Origin of the sequence: Candidatus Blastococcus massiliensis AP3 (assembly GCF_000582785.1) — a bacterium.
Lineage (GTDB): Bacteria > Actinomycetota > Actinomycetes > Mycobacteriales > Geodermatophilaceae > Blastococcus > Blastococcus massiliensis.
The window spans coordinates 1,144,649-1,163,902 of record NZ_HG931173.1; the positions used below are offsets into that span (position 1 = coordinate 1,144,649).

A 19,254-nucleotide genomic window follows, 5' to 3' on the forward strand; every position below is an offset into this window, starting at 1 on the left:
GCCGCAGCCCGCCGGGACCACGGGCCCCTCGACACCGGGCCCCTCGACACCGGCCACCGACCCGTCGGCCTCCACCGCTCCGGGAGGCGCGCCCGCGACCGCCCCGACGGGTACGGGCGGTGCGCCGTCGGCCGGATCGGGCGGCGCCGACCAGGGCGCCGGCACGGGCACCTCCGCCCCTGCACCGGCTCCGGCTCCGGCTGCCGACGGCGCAGAACCGACCGTCTCCACCGCCGCCGCGGCGGCCCCGGCGGCCGCCCCGACCGCGACGACCGCCGTCCAGAGCGCCACCGGTACCGCGGCGGCCCTGCCGGTCGCCGGGCAGGTGGCGCAGCAGGTCGCCGTCCTGCGGGGCGCCCCCGACGGCTCGCACACGATGACGCTCGTGCTCACCCCCGAGACCCTCGGCCCGGTCGAGGTCTCGGTGACGGTCACCAAGGGCACGGTCGACCTCCTCCTGCGGGGGGCGAACGAGCACGGACGGGCCGCCCTGCTCGACGCGCTGCCCGACCTGCGCCGCGACCTCGAGGCCGCCGGCCTGACCACGTCGCGCCTGGCCGTCGACCGCGAGGCCGGCGGCTCCTGGCTGGCCCGGCACGGAGCCGAGCAGCAGGCGCAGCAGCACGCCGGGCAGCGACCCGGCCAGCAGGAGCAGGGCGACGGACGGTCACGACCCTGGCTGCGCTCTGCCGATACCGGGAACAGCGCAACCGTTCCCACCACCCGAGCCGCGTCCTCGGGCGTGGACGTCCGCGTCTGAGAAGGAGAGCGAACCCATGCCTGACGCAGTCAGCGGATCCCCGGCCCCGGCCGCCAGTTTTTCGGCGACCCAGCAGGTCGAGCGCAAGGATCAGATGAACAAGGACACGTTCCTCAAGCTCCTCGTGGCCCAGATGCGGTACCAGGACCCGGCCAACCCTGCCGACACCAACCAGATGATGGCCCAGACCGCGACCTTCGCCCAGGTGGAGAAGCTCGAGGAGATGGCCAAGTACAGCGCCACCTCGCTGATCCTCCAGGAGCACGCGACGGCCGGCGCCATGGTGGGCCGCCAGGTCACCTACACCGACACCAACGGCGCGTCGGTCACCGGCGTCGTCTCCTCCGTCCGCCTCGCCTCCGGCAAGTCCGAGGCCGTCGCCGTCGTCGACGGCAAGGACGTGCAGGTCGGGCGCATCACCGCCGTCTCCCTTCCCACGCCGAGCTCAGGGACGAGCTCCTCCGCGGCGTCCTGATCCCCACCTTCCCCCGACACGCGAGGAGATCCTCCGCATGCTCCGCTCCATGTTCTCGGCCATCTCCGGCCTCAAGGCGCACCAGACCAAGATGGACGTCACCGGCAACAACATCGCCAACGTCAACACGGTCGGCTTCAAGAGCAGCTCGACCGTCTTCCAGGACACGCTGTCCCAGGTCGTCCGGGCCGGCGGCGCTCCCGCTGCCGACCGTGGCGGCACGAACCCGGCCCAGGTGGGTCTCGGCGTGAAGCTGGCCGCGATCACCACCAACTGGACCAACGGCGCCGCGCAGTCCACCGGCCGGTCGACCGACTTCATGATCGAGGGCGACGGTTTCTTCGTCACCCGTGGTCCCGGCGGCGAGCAGCTCTACACCCGCGCCGGTTCGTTCGACTTCGACGCCAGCGGCCGGCTGGTGACGCCGGACGGCAGCATCCTGCAGGGCTGGCAGGCCGACCCGCTCACCGGCGTGGTCAACCCCAACGGCCCGATCACCGACCTGACGGTCCCGTACGGCGCCCAGGTGCGGCCCACCGCCACGGCTGCCTCCGCCCTCGACGGCAACCTGAACACCGACGCCGACGTCGGCGCCTTCGTGCAGACGCCGGTGAAGATGTTCGACCAGATGGGTGTCCGTCAGGAGGTGGCGTACACGTTCGTCAAGACCGCCGACAACACCTGGCAGCTGTCGGTCACCAACGGTGACGACGACGGCGATCCCACCACGCCGATGCCGACCCTCGCCATGCTGGACGAGAACGGCGACCCCTACGGCGGCGTGATCGTGTTCGACGACAACGGCGCCATGCTGTCGCCGACCGGACCGATCAGCTTCGACCCGGCCATGGCCAGCTGGCCGGGGCCGGTCCGGATCGACCTGTCCTCGATCAGCCAGTTCGGCGGGAAGAGCGAGGTCGTGCCGAGCGACGTCGACGGCTACGCGATGGGCTCGCTGCAGGGCTTCGAGCTGACCAACGACGGCACGATCATCGGCACCTACTCCAACGGGCTCCGGCAGAACCTCGGCCAGCTGGCCATGGGGGCCTTCAACAACCCCAGCGGCCTGCAGAAGGCGGGCAACTCCTCCTTCCGCGTGGGCGAGAACTCCGGGGAGCCGGTGATCGGCGTGGCCGGCACCGGTGGCCGCGGCATCCTCTCCTCCGGTGCGCTGGAGATGTCGAACGTCGACCTCTCCGAAGAGTTCACCAGCCTGATCGTCGCCCAGCGCGGCTTCCAGGCGAACAGCCGCGTGATCACCGCCTCCGACGAGCTCCTCCAGGACCTGGTCAACCTGAAGCGCTGATAGCCGGCCCGCCGCTCTCCGGGACTTCCCGCACCGGAAGTCCCGGAGAGCGCGGGCCTCCCGCACCGACTGCTCCCTCACCCCGGCGAGCTCGCCCCTCCGGGTGAGCGGCCCGCGTCCCGCTCGGCTCAAGTGCCCACCTCAGGGAGCCGATGGTGACAGTGACGATTTCCGCCCGTTCCGATGTACGCCCCCCGAGCAAGAGGACCGACCCGTGATCCGTGTGACGCGCCTGAACGGGGAGCAGTTCGCGCTCAACCCCGACCTCATCGAACGGGTGGAGGGCCACCCCGACACGGTCGCCTTCCTGGTGGACGGCACCAAGTACGTGGTCAAGGAGACCGTGGACGAGGTGCTCCGCGACATCCTCGAGTACCGCGCCGGCATCCTCGCCACCAGCTACGAGATGGATCGGGGCGAGTACCGGTCCCCGGGGCCGCAGACGCCCGGCACGGACGGCTCCTCGGTGGTCCCGTTCCCCGTGCGAGAGGAGCGCTGACCGATGGACCCGGTGACCCTGCTCGGGTTCGTCATCTCGATGGCGGCCCTCCTCCTCTTCATGGTGCTCGAGGGCGCCGACCCGATGTCGCTGCTGTTCCTCCCGGCGATCGTGCTCGTCATCGTCGCCACCTTCGGCGCGGCCCTGGCCAGCCAGACGATGAACGACCTGAAGAAGCTCCCCCTCTGGTTCAAGATGGGCCTGCTCCCCGCCAAGGTCGCGCCGCCCACCCAGCAGATCCAGACCCTGGTGAGCCTCGCGGAGAAGGCGCGCAAGGAGGGCCTGCTGGCCCTCGAGGCACAGGTCAAGGCGATCGAGGACCCGTTCCTCAAGCGCGGCCTGCAGATGGGCATCGACGGGACCGACCCCGAGGAGCTGCGCACGGTCCTCGAGGGTGAGATCTCGGCGAAGAAGTCCGAGGACAAGGTCGCCGCGAAGTTCTTCAACGCGATGGGCGGCTACTCGCCGACGATCGGCATCATCGGCTGCGTCGTGGGCCTGATGAACGTCATGGGCAACCTGAGCGACCCCGAGGCGATCGGCCCGATGATCGCCGCGGCGTTCGTCGCCACGCTCTGGGGCGTCATGGCCGCCAACTTCTGGTTCCTGCCGATGGGCGCCAAGATCCTGCGCGTCAGCGAGCTCCAGGCCGCCCAGATGGAACTGCTCGTCGAGGGCATCGCCGAGATCCAGGCCGGCACCAGTCCGCGCGCGGTCCGCCAGAAGCTCAACGCCCTCGTCCCGCCCAGCGAGCTGGCCAAGGACGCCGCGTGAGTGCCGGCCACGGCGGAAGCCGCCGGCCGAAGAAGCACGAGGAGGAGGAGCACGAGAACCACGAGCGGTGGATGGTGTCCTACGCGGACATGGTGACGCTGCTCCTCGTGACGTTCATCGTCCTGTACGCGATGAGCTCGGTGGACAAGGACAAGTTCGCCGCCCTGGCCAAGGGGCTCGCCTCGAGCTTCGGCGGGCCGATCGCGGTCACCACCGGCCCCACCCCCGAGGGCTCGGTGCTGGACGGGCTGCCCGGTGCCATCGACATCGCCTCGGCGATCCCGCCCGACCCCACCGTCTCCACCGCGCAGGTGGACGCCGCGGCCGCCGCCGCGGCCGCCGAGCGCGCCTCCCGGATCGCCAACGAGGCAGCCGCCGCCTACGAGAACCTGGCCGCGGCCCAGGCCAAGCTGGAGGCGGCCCTGGCCGCGGCCGGCTACTCCGGCGCGGCCCGCTTCGAGATCGACGAACGCGGCCTCGTGGTGCACATCGTCGCCGATGCCGTCCTCTTCGACGCCGAGGAAGCGGCCCTGCGGCCCGAGGGCCGCGCCATCCTCGCCGCGGTCGCCCCCACGCTGATCCAACTGCCCAACGCCCTGCGCGTCGAGGGCCACGCCAACCACCTGCCGGTCACCCGCCCCGGCCCCTGGCCGTCGAACTGGGAACTGTCCGCGACCCGCGCCACCACCGTGCTGCGGGCCCTGAACGGTGAGGGCGTCCCCGAGGCGCGCATCTACGCCGCTGCCTACAGCTCCACCCAGCCGCTCGTGCCGGAGGCCGACCCCACGTCGATCAGCGTCAACCGGCGCGTCGACGTCGTCGTCCTCTCCACCGCCTCGGCAGAGGCCAACGCCCTGCTGCCGGGCATCGCCGCAGCACAACAGGAGGCCACGCCATGAGCACCGACAAGAAGACCGAGACCGACGACGACGCCGCCCCCAAGGGCAAGAACAAGACGATGCTGATCATCGGCATGGCCGTGCTGGCCGTCGCCGGGGCGGCGTACTTCTTCCTGTTCTCCGGTGGCGACGCCGAGGCCGCGGCCCCCCAGCACGGTGGCTACACGGCGCTCGAGCCCATCGCGGTCAACCTGGCCGGGGGCGGCTACCTGAAGATCGGCATCACCCTGGACTACACCGCGGCTGCCGCGGGAGGCGGCCACGGCGGAGGAGGTGTCGACGGCGCCAAGGCCTACGACGCGATCATCTCCACGTTCTCGCAGGCCAACCCGGCCGACGTGACCGGCGCCCGCGACGCCCTCAAGGCAGCGCTGGAGCAGAAGATCATCGAGAAGTACACCGAGGACGGCGTCCCGATGGTGATGGGCATCTACTACACCGAGTACGTCACCCAGTGAGCCGGCGTCGGCCGGCCCCGCCGAGGGGCCGGCCGACGGTTCCGACCCGGTCACGCCGCGACGCCCCCCGCACCATCCGTCACAGTTCTCCCGCCTGACCGGCGGCCCGCAGAGCCCCGGTCAGGGTCCCGGCCCCCTCCGCCGATGAGTGAGGGGTGACCACCCCTGAGACCGGCCCGGCCCCCCGCGCGGCGGCCGCCCAGCCTCCGGCGGGCTCACCGGTCAGCGGCTCCCGGAGCCGACGGGGTGAGCCCCGCACGTACGACTTCCGCCGCCCGACGAAGCTCTCCCGCGAGCACGTCCGGGTCCTGCAGATCGCGCAGGAGGCCTTCGCCCGCCAGGCGACGACGATCCTCACCACGTTCCTCCGGGCCGGCGCCCGCCTGGAACTAGCCAGCATCGAGCAGTTCTCCTACGACGATTACGTCCAGACGCTGCCCGACCCGGTCTTCATCACGACGTTCACCCTCGAGCCGCTGGCCGGCAAGGGCCTGCTGGCCTATCCGCTGGACATCGCGATGGCGATCGTCGACCACCTGCTCGGCGGCTCCGGCGCCGCCGCCCAGCCGAACCGGCCGATGACGGCGATGGAGACCACCATCTCCACCCATCTCCTGGACCGGCTGCTCACCGAGTTCGCCGCCGCCTTCGCCCACATCACCGAGCTCCAGCCGGCGATGACCGGCTTCGAGTACAACCCGCAGCTCGCGCAGGCCGCCTCCGGTTCCGACACCGTCATGGTCGCGAGCTTCTCGATGGCCGTGGGCAGCCGCGAGGGCGAGGCGACGCTCGTCCTGCCGTTCTCCTCGTTCGCCCAGTCGCTGAACAACGCCGCCTCGCCGCAGCTGTCGGAGTCCGCACTGCGCAAGCGCAAGAAGGCCGCCGAGGCGCTCGCCGCCCGGCTCAACCTCGTGCCGGTCGACGTCAGCGTGCGGTTCGCGCCGCTCACGGTGTCCTCGGCCGACCTGCTCTCCCTGGCCGTCGGCGACGTCCTCCTGCTGCGCCACCCGCCCGACAGCCCCCTGGAGGTGACGACCAACGACGTCACCTTCGCCTACGCGATCGCCAGCAACCACCGGCGCCGTCTGGCCGCCACCGTCGTCCCCACCCCGCAAGCCGCCGTGAAGGACACCGCATGACTGCGCCCCGCACCGCTGACAGCACCCAGGACTCGCAGACCGTGACCGCCGTCGTGGTCGCGGCGGCGCGCGCCGCGGCCACGCTGGTCCCCGCGACGACCCAGCTGGTCGCCGGCGCCCCGGTCAGCGATCCCGACACCGTCCCGCTCCCGCCGTCGGCCGCCTCGGCGGTGACCGCCGGCCTCTCGGGCGAGGTCAGTGGCGACGTCGTCCTCGTGCTCTCCGCCGACGTCGTCGAGGCGCTGAACAACTCCCCCGTCGGCAAGATGGACGTCGCCGCGGCGCTGCGTCCGGCACTGGAGGCCGCCGCGGCCACCCTCGGCCGGGTGCGCGTGGCCTCCGAGCGGGTCGAGGAGCCGGTGGCGGCCCTGGACGGGCTGCGGGACAAGGGCATGTTCGTGGCCGTACCGCTCATGGCCGACGGCGAGCACCAGGCCACCTTCGCGCTGCAGGTGAACCTGCCGGCCGCCCGCGCCCAGAGCGGCAGCCTCGACCTGCTGCGCCACGTGGCCATGGAGGTCACCGTGGAGATCGGGCGCACCCGGATGACGGTGCAGGAGCTGCTGTCGCTGCACCCCGGCGAGGTCGTGGAACTGGACCGCGCCGCCAGCGCACCGGCCGACCTCCTGGTCAACGGCACCCTGATCGCCCGCGGCGAGGTCGTCGTCGTCGACGAGGACTTCGGCCTGCGGATCAGCGAGATCGTCAGCGACGCCGCCGAACTGGGGGTCAGCGCATGACGTGGATGGTCATCCGGCTGATCCTGTCCCTGGCGTTCGTCGCCGCGGTGCTGCTGTTCGCAGCGCGGCTGGCGAAGAAGCGGGGCCTGGGCCGGGGCAACGACCTCATCGAGATCGTCAGCCGCCAGCGCCTCGGCCGGACCAGCACGGTGAACGTCGTCCGCATCGCCGACGTCGTCCTCGTCGTCGGCGCCACCGAGGAGCAGGTCACGCTCCTCGCCGAGGTGGACGCCGAGAGCGTCGCCCACGCGATGGGCGAGGAACCGCCGGTCCGCCGGCCGGCCGCCGCACCCCAGGACGAGCACGAGCAGTACGCCGCGTACGACGCGTACGACGAGCCGCACCTCTCTTCCGGACGGTCGGCCTCCCCCGCGCTCGCCGGATCGGTCCTCGACCGCGACGGCTGGGGCAACCTGGTCCACGAGCTGCGCGAGCGGACGGTCCGCCGGTCATGACCGCCCTGCTCCAGCGGAGGTCGCCGGCATCGGCGATCCGGTGGCGCGCGACCGTCGTCCTGCTGCTCACCGTGCTGGCGGGTCTCGCCGCGATCGTGGCCGCCGGCCCCGCCGCCGCGGTCCCCACCGATCCCACGGCGCCCGTGGCGCCGACCGCTCCGGTGGTGCCCGGTGCCGTGGGCGGAGCCGACGGTGGCGTGGACATCTCCATCGGCGGCGGATCGGCCAGCACGTCGATCACGCTGATCCTCGCGATCACCGTGCTGTCGGTGGCGCCGTCGGTGCTCCTGCTGGCGACGTCGTTCACCAAGATCATCGTCGTCCTCGGCATCACCCGGAACGCCCTCGGGCTGCCGACCTCCCCGCCGAACCAGGTGCTCACCGGCCTGGCGCTGTTCCTGACGCTGTTCGTGATGGGGCCGGTGTTCGGCGACATCAACGAGGTGGCGGTCCAGCCCTACATGGACGGCGCGCTGTCGGTCTCCCAGGCCTACGACGCCGGCGTCGTGCCGCTGCGGGAGTTCCTGCTCAGCAACACCCGCGAGGACGAGCTCAGGCTGATGATCGGCCTGTCCGGCGAGGAGGCCCCCGCCGACGCCGCCGCGGTCAGCATGACCACGCTCGTCCCGGCCTTCGTGCTCTCCGAGCTCAAGAGCGCCTTCATCATCGGGCTGGTCGTCTTCATCCCGTTCCTGGTGCTCGACATGCTCGTCAGCGCCTCGCTGATGTCGATGGGCATGATGATGATGCCGCCCACGATCGTGTCGCTGCCGTTCAAGCTCCTGCTGTTCGTCGTGGTCGACGGCTGGTCGCTGATCACCACGGCGCTCGTCGGCTCCTACGGGGGTGGCTAGGCATGAGCGACGCAGACGTCACCGAGATCGCGCTCGAGACCATGCTGCTGGCGGCCAAGGTCGCCGCCCCGATCCTGCTCACCGCGCTCGCCGTGGGCTTCCTGATCTCGCTGTTCCAGGCGGCCACGCAGATCCAGGAAGCGACCCTGTCCTTCGTGCCCAAGATGATCGCCGTCGCGATCGCCCTGCTCGTCACCGGGAACTGGGTCCTGGCGTCGCTGGTGGACTTCACCCACCACCTGTTCGACCAGCTACCGCGACTGCTCGACCGGACCTGAGCCATGGACCTCTCGGTCCCCGCCGTCACCCTGGTCGCACTGCTGCTCGGCACCGCCCGGGCCGCCGGGTTCGTGCTGCTGGCCCCGCCGTTCAACTCGCGGACCATCCCCGGGCCGGTCAAGGGCGCCCTGGCGATGGCGCTGTCCCTGCTGCTGTCGACCCAGATCGCGCCCTCGCTGCCCGAGCCGACCGCCGGGTTCATCGTCGTCGCGGCGGTCACCGAGGTGGTGATCGGGGCGGCACTGGGCTTCGTCGTCCAGGTGCTGTTCACCGCCGTGCAGATGGCCGGTGACCTCATCGACCTGACCGGTGGCTTCGCGCTCCAGCCGGCCTACGACCCGCTGTCGATGACGCAGAACTCCTCGATCGGGCGGCTGCACTACCTGCTGGCCAGCACGCTGCTGTTCACCAGCGGCGGCCACCTGCTGATGGTCAAGGGGTTCGCGACCTCCTACGAGGGCCTGCCGGTCGGCGGCGACGTGCCCGTCGACCAGCTCGGCGCCGTGCTCATCCAGGCGGTGTCGATGATGTTCCTGGCGGCGCTGCAGATCGCCGGGCCGATGGTCGCGGTGCTGCTGCTGGCCGACGTCGCCCTCGCCCTGCTCAGCCGCGCGGCACCCGCGCTCAACATCTTCGCCATCGGCTTCCCGGTGAAGATCATGCTGACGCTGATCATGCTGGGGCTGACGTTCCCGCTGCTCCCGCCCGCGCTGGACGCCCTGCTCGAGCACGGCGTCCAGGCCATGACCTCTCTCCGGAGCGGCTGAGCGATGGCGGTGACGGGTGGCTAAGGACGGTCCCGGTGGTGAGAAGACCGAGAAGCCCACTCCCCAGCGCCTGAAGAAGGCGCGCAAGGACGGGCAGGGGATCGCACGGACCGAGGAGCTGGGCACGTGGGCGGGCATCGCGGCGGCCAGTGCCCTGCTGCCGATGGTCGTCGGGAACGGGTTCGACGAGGCCCAGGAGCTGTTCCTGCAGATCCGCGCGGTCGCCGACAAGCCGGAGACCACGAAGATCACCGCCCTGCTCGGTCAGGCGCTGAGTGCTTTCATGTGGACGGTGCTGCCGCTGGCGCTGGGCCTCATGGTCGTCGGCGTCGTCTCGTCGGCGTCGCAGGGCGGGGTCGTCTTCTCCGGCAAGGCCATGAAGCCGAAGCTGAAGAAGTTCAACCCCTTCCCCGGCTTCAAGCGGATGTTCGGCACCCAGGGCCTGTGGGAGGCGACCAAGGCGCTGATCAAGACGACGGCTCTCGCGGTGGTCGTCATCACGACCAGCGACCGGGCGCAGACGCTCGTCTCCTCGGCGGGGGCGCTACCGCTCTCGGCGGTCATCGACACGTTCGTCGACTCGGCCATCCTGATGTTCCGCGTCGTCGCGGTCGCCGGCCTGGTCATCGCCGTCCTCGACTACCTCGTCGTGCGCAAGAAGATGTTGAAGCAGCTCAAGATGAGCCACTACGAGATCAAGCAGGAGTACAAGCAGTCCGAGGGCGACCCGTTCATGAAGGCGCACCGCCGCGGGGTGCAGCTGTCCATGTCGCGCAACCGCATGATGGCCGAGGTCTCCGAGGCCGACGTCCTCCTGGTCAACCCGACGCACGTCGCCGTGGCGCTGAAGTACGAGGCCGCCAAGGGCGCGCCACGGGTCGTGGCCAAGGGCGCCGGCGAGGTGGCGGCCAAGCTCCGCGAGATCGCCGCGGAGGCGCGGGTGCCGATGGTGCAGGACATCCCGCTGGCCCGTGCCCTGCACGCCTCCTGCGAGCTCGGTCAGGAGGTCCCGCCGCAGCTGTTCACCGCCGTGGCCCGCGTCCTGGCCTTCGTCATGCACCTGGGTGCGCGCGGCGTGCGCGGCGGTCTGCACCGCCCCGGGTTCGAGGCACCCGACACGAGCGACCTGCCCAAGGCCGGCCGCCGCCGCACACCCGCCCCGGAGGCGGCCGGGATCAGGTGACCTGATCGTCGAGCGTCCTCCCACGTGGTGCGCGGTGAGGGAGGACGCTGCACGGTCAGGGAGGACGACGGCGCGGGCCGGTACCGGAGGTGCCGCGGGCTGCCGATGTAGGGAGACGTGAGCACCCGTCCGTCGTCCGCATCCCCGGTCGTGGACCGGTGAAGGGCATGGGCAAGGCAGCCGTCCCCATCGGCGTGGTCGCCATCGTGCTCATGCTGGTGGTGCCGGTGCCGGCTGCCTTCATGGACCTGTTCCTCGGGCTGAACCTCGCCGTCTCGCTGCTGATCCTGCTGGTCGCGATGCAGATCAAGAAGCCGCTGGACTTCGCGGTGTTCCCCTCGCTGCTGCTCATCGCGACGCTGTTCCGGCTGGCGCTCAACGTCTCGTCGACCCGGCTCGTGCTCACCGACGGCTACGCCGGCAAGGTGATCGAGGCATTCGGGCACATCGTCATCGCCGGCTCGCTCGTCGTCGGCCTGGTGATCTTCCTGATCCTCACCATCGTGCAGTTCGTGGTGATCACCAACGGTGCCGGCCGCGTCGCCGAGGTGGGCGCGCGCTTCACCCTCGACGCCATGCCCGGCAAGCAGATGGCGATCGACGCCGACCTGAACGCCGGCCTGATCAACGAGGACCAGGCCCGCAAGCGCCGCCACGAGGTCACCGCCGAAGCGGACTTCTACGGCTCGATGGACGGCGCCTCGAAGTTCGTCAAGGGCGACGCGATCGCCGGCATCGTCATCACGCTGATCAACCTCATCGGTGGGTTCGCGATCGGCATGATGCAGCGCGGCATGCCGCCCGGCGAGGCGGTGTCGACGTACTCGCTGCTGAGCGTCGGGGACGGCCTGGTCTCGATGATCCCGGCCCTGCTGATGTCGACGGCGACCGGCATCATCGTCACCCGGTCGGCGACCGAGGGCGACATGGGCACCGACCTGATCGCCCAGCTCGGCCGGTTCAAGCAGCCGGTGCGGATCGCCGGCGGCGCCTCGCTCGCCCTGTGCCTGCTCCCGGGCCTGCCGAAGCTGCCGTTCCTGCTCGTGGGCTCGCTCTTCCTCTTCCTCGCCACCCGGCTCACCGACGAGCCGGAGGTCGACGAGGCGGCGGCGGCAGCGGCCGCCGCGGCTGCCGACGAGCCGGCGCCGGACTCCCCCGAGGCGATCGTCGAGAAGATGCGGGTGGACCCGCTGGAGCTCGAGGTCGCCTACGACCTGGTGGAGCTCGTCGACACCTCCCGTGGCGGCGACCTGCTGGACCGGGTCAAGGCGCTGCGACGGAAGGTCGCGATGGAGACCGGCCTGGTCATCCCGCTGGTGCGCACCCGCGACAACCTCGACCTCCCCGGCTCGCAGTACGTCATCTGGCTCAACGGCGTGCCCGCTGCCAAGGGCATCTCCCCCGCCGGCACCGTGCTCGCCATCGGCGACAACCTGGACGGCCTGCCCGGCAAGCCCACCCGCGAGCCGGTGTTCGGGCTCGCCGCCAAGTGGGTGCCGGTCGAGCTCCAGCGCGCCGCGGAGATGGCCGGCGCCACCGTCGTCGACCGCTCCTCGGTGATCACCACGCACCTGGCCGAGGTCGTCCGGCAGAACGCCGCGGACCTCCTCGGCCGCGAGGACGTGCGCCTCCTGGTCGAGATGGTCCGCCGCTCGCACCCCGTCGTGGTCGAGGAACTGACCCCCACCCTGCTCACCCTGGGGGAGGTGCAACGCGTGTTGCACGCGTTGCTCGAAGAGGGTGTGTCGATCCGGGACCTGGTCCGCATCTTCGAGGCACTCTCTGTGCGTGCGAAGCAGTCGACGGAGCTGGACGGCCTCGTGGAGGCCGCACGCGCCGCACTCGGCTCGGCGATCAGTCACCCGTACGTGACGCCCGACGAGCGACTGCACGTCTTCACCCTCGAGCCCGGCTTCGAGCAGCGTCTCCTGGAGTCGGTGCGGCCGAGCGAGGGTGGGGCGGTCCTGGCCCTGGACGCCGGCGCCGTCGACGCGCTGGTCATGGGGTGCGGCGGTCTGCTCGAGGAGGCCGAACGCCAGGGCCTGTCACCGGTGCTCGTGTGCTCGCCCCAGGTCCGGGCGGCCCTGGCCCGGCTGATGCGTCAGATCCTTCCCCGGCTTCCGGTGATCTCCTACGCCGAGGTCTCCCGGACAGCGCAGATCGAGTCGCTGGGAGTTGTGAGCGGTGCCGTTGCGATCCGTTGAGGCTGCCACCCGCGACGATGCGATCGCGGCTGCACGCGAACAGTTCGGCCCGGCCGCCCGGGTGGTGGGCGTCCGACGCGTCCGCTCCGGTGGCGTGCTCGGGTTCTTCGCCACCGAGCGCTACGTCGCCGAGGTCGCGCCCGACCCGATCGGCGTCGCGGGCGTGCCGGTACCTGCTCCCGCCCGTCCGGCCGGCGCGCTGACGGAGGACCCCGACACCGGCTCGCTGGCCGCCTTCGGATCGCCGCTGGCCTCGGCCGCACCGGCCCGGGCGCGCACCGCACCGGCCCGCAACGGGGCCGCGGCGTGGGCCGAGGCCGGACGGTCGAGCGCGCCGGCCGTGCCCGCACCGCGCAGCGAGGCGCCCTCGTCGTTCTCCGCAGCTCTCGCGGCGTCCACGGACGCGTCCCGGCGGACGGCGACCCGACCGGCCGCCGTCGAGCCGGACGATGCCCGCCTGGACGAGCTCGCCGGGCTGCTGGGCGTCGCCGAGTCCGCCGCGGCCGAGCCCGCGGCCCCCTCCCGCACCCCCGTGGCGCGGGCCAGCTTCCCGCGGGCCACCCGCGAGAGCACCCCGCTCGCCCATCCGGCCGCCGACCACACCGGGGACGTCGTCGACGACGCCGCGGCCACGGCGGCACCCTCGCCGTTCACCGCCGCGCTGGCGCGGATGGTGGCCGGCGACCGGGACGTCCAGCACGCGGTGCGGGAAGCGCTGGAGACGTCCGACGCGGCGCGCTCCGGCGAGGACGACGGCGAGGACGACTGCGGGGCCGAGCGCGTCCGGCCCGAGCACGAGGCAACGAGTCAGCCAGCGGTGTGGTCGCGTGCGACCCGCCAGAAGGAGGAAACGGTGGGAGACCAGGTCATCGCGCCGCCCTCCACGTCGATCGACGAGCGCACGGAACTCGACTCCTGGACCGCCGAGCCGGCGTTCCTGGACGAACCGCCGTTCCTGGACGAGTCTGTGTTCCTGGACGAGATGCCGTTCCTGGACGAGTCGCCGCTCCTGGACGAGCCTGTGTTCCTGGACGAGATGCCGATCCCGGACGAGGTCGCGGTCGAGCCGGCCGAACCCGCCCGCGCCGGCGAGCCGGCCGTCGCCGTGGAGCAGGCGGCCGCGACCGAGCCGGCCGCGTCCCGCGAGGAGGCGATCGCCGAGGTGCTGCGGGCCGCCCTGGCCGAGGGGCACTCGGACGAGGCGCTCGCCGGGATCCTGCGCAAGGTCGTCGCCGGCGACTCCCCGCAGGCCGCGCTGGTCGAGCCCTCGGCCGCCGACGAGCCGGCTCCCGTGGTGGAGGAGCCGGCCGCCGAGACGCCGGCGCCCCCGGTGACGGCTACCGGGTCGGCCGCGGCGTCCGTCGCCGCACCCACTCCCGTCGAGCCGTCCGCCCGGCCGATGCCCGAGCTGCCCGCCCGTGCCGTGGTCGAGGCGCCCTTCGAGCTCTTCCCGTCGGTGGCGCCCGCTGCGCCCTCGTCGGCCGGGGTGTCGCTCTGGGGCGAGCCCTCCGCCGCGACGACCGCGGCCCTCAGCACGAGCGCCGACGTGACCCCGGCGTCCCAGGGCGCGCGCATCTGGGGCGAGGCGCAGCCCGAGGCGGAGCCCGACCAGCCCGAGGTGCCGACCGAGGTCGAGATCGAGGTCGAGATCGAGGCCGAGATCGACGCCGAGATCGAGGCCGGGGTCCAGGCCGAGGTCGAGGCCGAGGTCTCCGTCGCCGAAGCCACCGAGGAGGCCGCCGCCCTCGACGTCGAGCCGGCGCCGCTGCTCGCGCGGACCGCCAGTGACCCGGCCCCCGTCCAGACGCCGCGACCGTCGATGTCGATGGACGCCACGACGGTCATGCCGCCGCTGTCCCTGCTGCCCGGGGCGCCGTCCCGGGGCCGCGGGCTGCCCCCGGTTCCGCCGCGCACCTCCCGCCCGCCCGTCCCCCCGCCGTCCTCCGCGACCCGTACGCCGGCCGCACCGCCGGCCGACGGCGCCGACGTCCCCTCCCCCGCGCGCCCCGCACCGGAGCTGCTGGCCACGGTGACCCGGCTGCCCGTCGCCCCGCTGATGGCCACGCCGGAGACGCCGGACATGCCCGAGCTCGCCGATCTGGCCGAGCTGATCGAGGACGACGCCACCAGCCTCTTCGGCTCGCCGGAGCCGCCCGCCGTCCCGGCCCGGCCGGCGCGTGTGCGCATCGCTCCGCCGAGCACGCCGGAGGAGGTGGTGTCCCGGCTCGCCGCCCTCGGGGTGCCGGCCGACCTGCTCGACTCCGGGTTCACGGCCGACGTCAGCACCGGCGGCACCTACTCCGCGCTCACCCGGACGCTCGGTGACCGGCTGCCGGAGGCACCGGAGCTCCCGACCGGCGCCGGCGACGTCCTCTTCGTGGTGGGGCCCGGCGTCGAGACCCTGCGGGCGGCGCGGTCCCTGGCCGCGACCCTGCGGCTCGACCCGGACCGCGTGCAGTGGGCGACCCGCGGCGACCTGGTGGGCCTCGCGCCGGAGTCCAGCCGGATGAGCACCATCGACACGGCGCTGAGCCGTCGCCAGGACGCGTCGGCCTCCGGGACCGTGACGATCGTGGCCGTGGACGCGCCGCTGCGCACCGACGCCTACTGGATGTCGCAGATGCTGGCGATCTGGTCGCCGGTGGCCGTCTGGGCCGTCGTGGAGGCCACCCGCAAGCCCGAGGACATCGAGCACTGGGTCGACGGCCTGGCCCGTGTCGACGCGCTGATCGTGCAGGACACCGACCTGTCGGCCGACCCGGCCGCTGTGCTCTCCCGCCTCACCGCGCCGGTCGCCGTCGTCGACGGCGTCCGGGCCACTCCCCACCGCTGGGCCTCGGTCCTCTGCGAGCGGCTGGAGACCGCACCGGCATGAGCCCGCTGCGCTGGGACGTGCTGCTGGTCGGCTTCGTGCTGGCTCTGCCGGTGCTCGCACTCGGCCTGCGCGGCGACTTCACCGCCGAGGAAGTGACCCTCCGCCTGCCCTGGTGCCTCGCGGCGGGGTGGGCCGTGGTGGCGATGCTGAGGTTCGCGACCACCCCGCGGACGCCGGCCCGCGCCGCTGCCACCCGGGCACACCGCGACGACGTCGCTCACGAGTCCGCCACGGACGACGCCGAGTCGTCCGCCCCGTAACCCGCCGTCTCCGTTCGCGAGGCGGTTCTCCTGCTCCCGGGGTCCTGCAGGACCCCGGGAGCAGGAGAAGCACCTGGGGGCGCCAGCACTCAGAGCGGGAGGTCCTCCAGCATCTCGGTGACCAGCGCGGCGATCGGGGACCGCTCGGACCGGGTCAGCGTGACGTGGGCGAACAGCGGGTGCCCCTTGAGGTTCTCGACCACCGCCGCGATGCCGTCGTGCCGGCCCACCCGAAGGTTGTCGCGCTGGGCGACGTCGTGGGTGAGGACCACCCGGGAGCCCGCACCCAGCCGTGACAGCACGGTGAGCAGCACCCCGCGCTCGAGCGACTGCGCCTCGTCGACGATCACGAACGAGTCGTGCAGGGACCGGCCGCGGATGTGGGTGAGGGGCAGCACCTCGATGAGCCCGCGGTCGGCGATCTCGTCGAGCACGGCGGGCGAGACGAGCGCGCCGAGCGTGTCGTAGACCGCCTGCGCCCACGGCGACATCTTGTCGCCCTCGTTGCCGGGCAGGTAGCCGAGCTCCTGCCCGCCGACGGCGTACAGCGGCCGGAAGATGACGACCTTCTTGTGCGCCCGTCGCTCCATCACCGACTCCAGCCCGGCGCACAGCGCCAGCGCGGACTTGCCGGTGCCGGCCCGGCCGCCCAGCGAGACGATGCCGATGTCGGGGTCGAGGAGCAGGTCCAGCGCCACCCGCTGCTCCGCCGAGCGGCCGTGCAGGCCGAACGCCTCCCGGTCACCGCGCACCAGCCGCACGTGCTTGTCCGGCAGCACCCTCCCGAGGGCGGAGCCACGCGAGGAGAGCAGCACCAGTCCGGTGTGCGTCGGCAGCTCCGCCGCTGCCGCGAGGAAGACCTGACCGCTCTCGTACAGCTCGTCGAGTTCGGCGTCGTCGACGGCGACCTCGGCCGTGCCGGTCCACCCGGTGTCGACGGCGTCGTGCACGCGGTACTCGTCGGTGTCCAGGCCCACCGCGGCGGCCTTGACCCGCAGCGGGACGTCCTTGGTGATCAGGCAGACGTCCCGGCCCTCGGCGCGCAGGTTGAGGGCGACCACCATGATCCGCGAGTCGTTGCTGTCGTTGCGGAAGCCGGCCGGCAGCACCGACGGGTCGCTGTGGTTCAGCTCGACGTGCAGCGTGCCGCCGTCCTCACCGATGGGGACCGGTGCGTCGAGCCGGCCGTGCCGGACCCGCAGATCGTCGAGCATGCGCAACGACTGGCGGGCGAACCAGCCCAGTTCGGGGTGGTCTCGCTTGTCCTCCAGCTCCCCGATGACGACGAGCGGGAGCACCACGTCGGAGGCCCCGAAGCGCAGCAGCGCGCCGGGGTCCGAGAGCAGGACGGAGGTGTCGAGGACAAACGTGCGGCGAGTGTTCACGTGTCGACTCCCGTGGGGCGCACAGCGCGCCCCGACTCGATGGCGGCCGGGCCCCGGCGCGGAGGCCGGGTTCCGGCCCCCCTGGTCGACGAACTCGTCAGCACCAACCGGGCCTCCCGTGAACGGCCCGGGCAACTCCGGGTCGTTCACAGCGGACGCTAGATCGGGCCACCGACGAAAGCGCCACGACCACCCCGGACGGAACACAACGTTCACCTGTTGGGGTCACATCCACCCCGTCCGTCACGCACAGCGAGCAGCCGCGTTCAGCCGCGGTGGGGTCCGTCCCAGCGGTCGTCGCGGAACGGGCGGCGGACCGCCGGCCGCTCCACGGTGTCGGTGCGGTCCTCGGGTCGCGGCAGCACGCCGGGATACCGGTCCTCGGGATACCGGTCCTCGGGAGGCCACCGCTCGGCGTCCTCGTCCCAGGCGTCCCCGTCCCACGCGTCCCCGTCCCAGGAGTCCTCGTCCCAGGCGTCCCCGTCCCAGGATTCGTCCGGGTCGTCGTCCCGGACCTCCTCCCAGGCCGGCCGTCGACGGGGGCGCAGGGCGATCAGCGCCCACAGCAGCGGGACGGCGAGCACCGGCCACTGCACCGCCAGGTCGCCGAGCCGGAGCACCCCGGCGAGGAGGAAGGCGGCGAGCCAGGACGCCGTCCACACGCCGAGCACCCGCGCCCGTCGCGGGTCGCGGCGGCTCACGGCGTCCCGGCGGCCGCGAGCTCGACGGTGACGGCGGCCGGCGTCAGCGGCTCGTCGAGCAGGCGGAGGAAGCGGTCGGCGGCCGACTGCCCGGCCGGGCGCGCGCCCAGCCACCGCGACAGCAGCCCGAAGCCCTCGACGTAGGTGGAGATGTAGGCCCGCCACAGCGGGTCGGTCAGGAACCGGATCTGCTGGCGGGCCCGCTCCGCGCTGACCAGGGACCAGCGCTGCAGGAACGCGGCCACCTCGTCGACGTCGGCGCCGCGGTCGTGGAGCAGGATCGCCGCGTCCTGGCGCACCCGGTTCAGCGGCGCCGCAGCGGCGGCGACCCGCTCCGCGAGGTGCCCGTCGAAGCGCAGGCCGAGATCGCCCAGGATCTCGGCCGACCACGGGCCCCATCCGTCGCCGATCGCGGCCTCGACGCCGAGGTCGGCCAGCCCCTCGGCCATGAGGCACTCGGGGGTGTTGACGAGGAAGACGGTGTGCTCCGCGCGGCCGGCCCGCTCGACCAGCCCGCGCTCCTTGCGGCAGTGCTCGGTGTGGTGGCCCGGATAGGACTCGTGGGCGACCAGGTGGGCCAGCTGGGAGAGCCGGTGCGGCAGGTCGGCGTTGATCGCCACCCGCGAGCGGTAGTCGCCCTCGTAGTAGTTGAAGCCCGACCACGGCTTGTCGGTGACCACCTCGTAGCGGACGGTCTCGACCTCGGGCAGCCCGTACTGTGTCCGCGCCCGGTCGCGCAGCGCGCTGGACAGGGCGTGCACCGCGGCCTCGAGCCGGTCGGGCGGGCACTCCTCGCGACGTCGGTGCGCGTCGTACCGCTCGGCCAGCGACCCGCCGCCGGGCAGCAGCGCGTCCAGCTCGGCGTGCGCCGCGGCGTAGCCGGCCTCGTCGCCCAGCTCCACGTCCACCTGGAAGTAGCTGCGGACCTCCTCCACGAAGCCGACCGGCTCGCCGCCCAGCTTGCGGGCGCTGCACTCCAGCCCGGTGAGCTGGCCCCTCAGGAAGTCGGCCCGGTCGGCGGCGAGCCCGGCGCCGTCGAGCTCGCGGAGCAGGTCGCGGGCGCGGTTCCGCAGCTGCTGCGGGCTCGGGGCCGGCTCGTCGGCGACCTGCGCCCGGACCCGCGGGTCTCCGGTGTAGGCGTCGACGAACCCCGGTTCCAGCCGGTCGAAGCGCAGCCCCAGCCGCACGTACTCCCCCGGCAGGTCGAGGGCTCCGGCGCTCATGCGGGCAGTCTTCCAGCC

At 72.6% G+C, this 19,254-nt stretch carries 20 protein-coding genes; 17 read left to right on the forward strand and 3 right to left on the reverse strand.

What is annotated here, in order from left to right; all coding sequences use genetic code 11:
* The 17 genes from BN344_RS20160 to BN344_RS05755 form a co-directional block, all read left to right on the forward strand.
* On the forward strand, positions 1-760 hold a 760-nt coding region (locus BN344_RS20160; protein ID WP_166518191.1), incomplete at its 5' end, for a flagellar hook-length control protein FliK.
* A gap of 16 nt (positions 761-776) precedes the next feature.
* On the forward strand, positions 777-1,235 hold the full coding sequence (locus BN344_RS05680) for a flagellar hook assembly protein FlgD (RefSeq protein ID WP_040337310.1): 459 nt from the start codon (positions 777-779) through the stop codon (positions 1,233-1,235).
* 37 nt (positions 1,236-1,272) lie between these two features.
* Positions 1,273-2,541, forward strand: a complete 1,269-nt coding sequence (locus BN344_RS05685) for a flagellar hook protein FlgE (protein ID WP_040337311.1) — start codon at positions 1,273-1,275, stop codon at positions 2,539-2,541.
* Between the two features lie 214 nt (positions 2,542-2,755).
* A complete protein-coding gene (locus BN344_RS05690; RefSeq protein WP_040337312.1) occupies positions 2,756-3,040 on the forward strand; it encodes a flagellar FlbD family protein in 285 nt (94 codons plus the stop codon).
* A gap of 3 nt (positions 3,041-3,043) precedes the next feature.
* Positions 3,044-3,814: a flagellar motor protein gene (locus tag BN344_RS05695; RefSeq protein ID WP_040337313.1), complete on the forward strand. Its 771-nt coding sequence runs from the start codon at positions 3,044-3,046 to the stop codon at positions 3,812-3,814.
* Entirely contained in the window at positions 3,811-4,713 is a 903-nt protein-coding gene (locus tag BN344_RS05700; protein WP_040337314.1) for an OmpA/MotB family protein, read from the forward strand. The genes BN344_RS05695 and BN344_RS05700 overlap by 4 nt, the downstream gene beginning before the upstream one ends.
* Positions 4,710-5,171: a flagellar basal body-associated FliL family protein gene (locus tag BN344_RS05705; RefSeq protein ID WP_040337315.1), complete on the forward strand. Its 462-nt coding sequence runs from the start codon at positions 4,710-4,712 to the stop codon at positions 5,169-5,171. Before BN344_RS05700 ends, BN344_RS05705 begins: the two co-directional genes overlap by 4 nt.
* A gap of 155 nt (positions 5,172-5,326) precedes the next feature.
* Positions 5,327-6,310 (forward strand): flagellar motor switch protein FliM, encoded by a 984-nt coding sequence (locus BN344_RS05710; RefSeq protein ID WP_040337316.1) that lies wholly within the window; start codon positions 5,327-5,329, stop codon positions 6,308-6,310.
* Positions 6,307-7,050 carry a flagellar motor switch protein FliN gene (gene fliN / locus BN344_RS05715; RefSeq protein ID WP_040337317.1) on the forward strand — a complete coding sequence of 248 codons (744 nt, stop codon included), beginning with the start codon at positions 6,307-6,309 and terminating at the stop codon, positions 7,048-7,050. Before BN344_RS05710 ends, fliN begins: the two co-directional genes overlap by 4 nt.
* The gene (locus BN344_RS05720) at positions 7,047-7,505 is read left to right on the forward strand and encodes a FliO/MopB family protein (protein WP_040337318.1); all 459 of its coding nucleotides are present in this window, start codon (positions 7,047-7,049) and stop codon (positions 7,503-7,505) included. Before fliN ends, BN344_RS05720 begins: the two co-directional genes overlap by 4 nt.
* Positions 7,502-8,359: a flagellar type III secretion system pore protein FliP gene (fliP, locus tag BN344_RS05725; RefSeq protein ID WP_040337319.1), complete on the forward strand. Its 858-nt coding sequence runs from the start codon at positions 7,502-7,504 to the stop codon at positions 8,357-8,359. Before BN344_RS05720 ends, fliP begins: the two co-directional genes overlap by 4 nt.
* A gap of 2 nt (positions 8,360-8,361) precedes the next feature.
* Entirely contained in the window at positions 8,362-8,637 is a 276-nt protein-coding gene (fliQ, locus tag BN344_RS05730; RefSeq protein ID WP_040337320.1) for a flagellar biosynthesis protein FliQ, read from the forward strand.
* Between the two features lie 3 nt (positions 8,638-8,640).
* Positions 8,641-9,405 (forward strand): flagellar biosynthetic protein FliR, encoded by a 765-nt coding sequence (fliR, locus tag BN344_RS05735; RefSeq protein WP_040337321.1) that lies wholly within the window; start codon positions 8,641-8,643, stop codon positions 9,403-9,405.
* A gap of 16 nt (positions 9,406-9,421) precedes the next feature.
* Positions 9,422-10,588 (forward strand): EscU/YscU/HrcU family type III secretion system export apparatus switch protein, encoded by a 1,167-nt coding sequence (locus BN344_RS05740; RefSeq protein ID WP_040337322.1) that lies wholly within the window; start codon positions 9,422-9,424, stop codon positions 10,586-10,588.
* A 167-nt stretch (positions 10,589-10,755) separates the two neighbouring features.
* Positions 10,756-12,792 carry a flagellar biosynthesis protein FlhA gene (flhA, locus tag BN344_RS05745; RefSeq protein WP_040338011.1) on the forward strand — a complete coding sequence of 679 codons (2,037 nt, stop codon included), beginning with the start codon at positions 10,756-10,758 and terminating at the stop codon, positions 12,790-12,792.
* Between the two features lie 94 nt (positions 12,793-12,886).
* The gene (locus BN344_RS05750; protein WP_155858763.1) at positions 12,887-15,667 is read left to right on the forward strand and encodes a hypothetical protein; all 2,781 of its coding nucleotides are present in this window, start codon (positions 12,887-12,889) and stop codon (positions 15,665-15,667) included.
* Positions 15,664-15,927, forward strand: a complete 264-nt coding sequence (locus BN344_RS05755) for a hypothetical protein (RefSeq protein ID WP_155858764.1) — start codon at positions 15,664-15,666, stop codon at positions 15,925-15,927. The genes BN344_RS05750 and BN344_RS05755 overlap by 4 nt, the downstream gene beginning before the upstream one ends.
* A gap of 89 nt (positions 15,928-16,016) precedes the next feature.
* Here BN344_RS05755 and BN344_RS05760 read toward each other — a convergent pair whose 3' ends face one another.
* The 3 genes from BN344_RS05760 to BN344_RS05770 all read right to left on the reverse strand — a co-directional run bounded on the left by BN344_RS05760 (position 16,017) and on the right by BN344_RS05770 (position 19,236).
* Positions 16,017-17,312, reverse strand: coding sequence for a PhoH family protein (locus BN344_RS05760; RefSeq protein WP_040337324.1), 1,296 nt, complete (start codon positions 17,310-17,312; stop codon positions 16,017-16,019).
* A gap of 266 nt (positions 17,313-17,578) precedes the next feature.
* Positions 17,579-18,013 carry a hypothetical protein gene (locus tag BN344_RS05765; RefSeq protein ID WP_040337325.1) on the reverse strand — a complete coding sequence of 145 codons (435 nt, stop codon included), beginning with the start codon at positions 18,011-18,013 and terminating at the stop codon, positions 17,579-17,581.
* Positions 18,010-19,236, reverse strand: a complete 1,227-nt coding sequence (locus tag BN344_RS05770; protein WP_040337326.1) for a hypothetical protein — start codon at positions 19,234-19,236, stop codon at positions 18,010-18,012. The genes BN344_RS05765 and BN344_RS05770 overlap by 4 nt, the downstream gene beginning before the upstream one ends.
* Positions 19,237-19,254 lie beyond the last annotated feature (18 nt).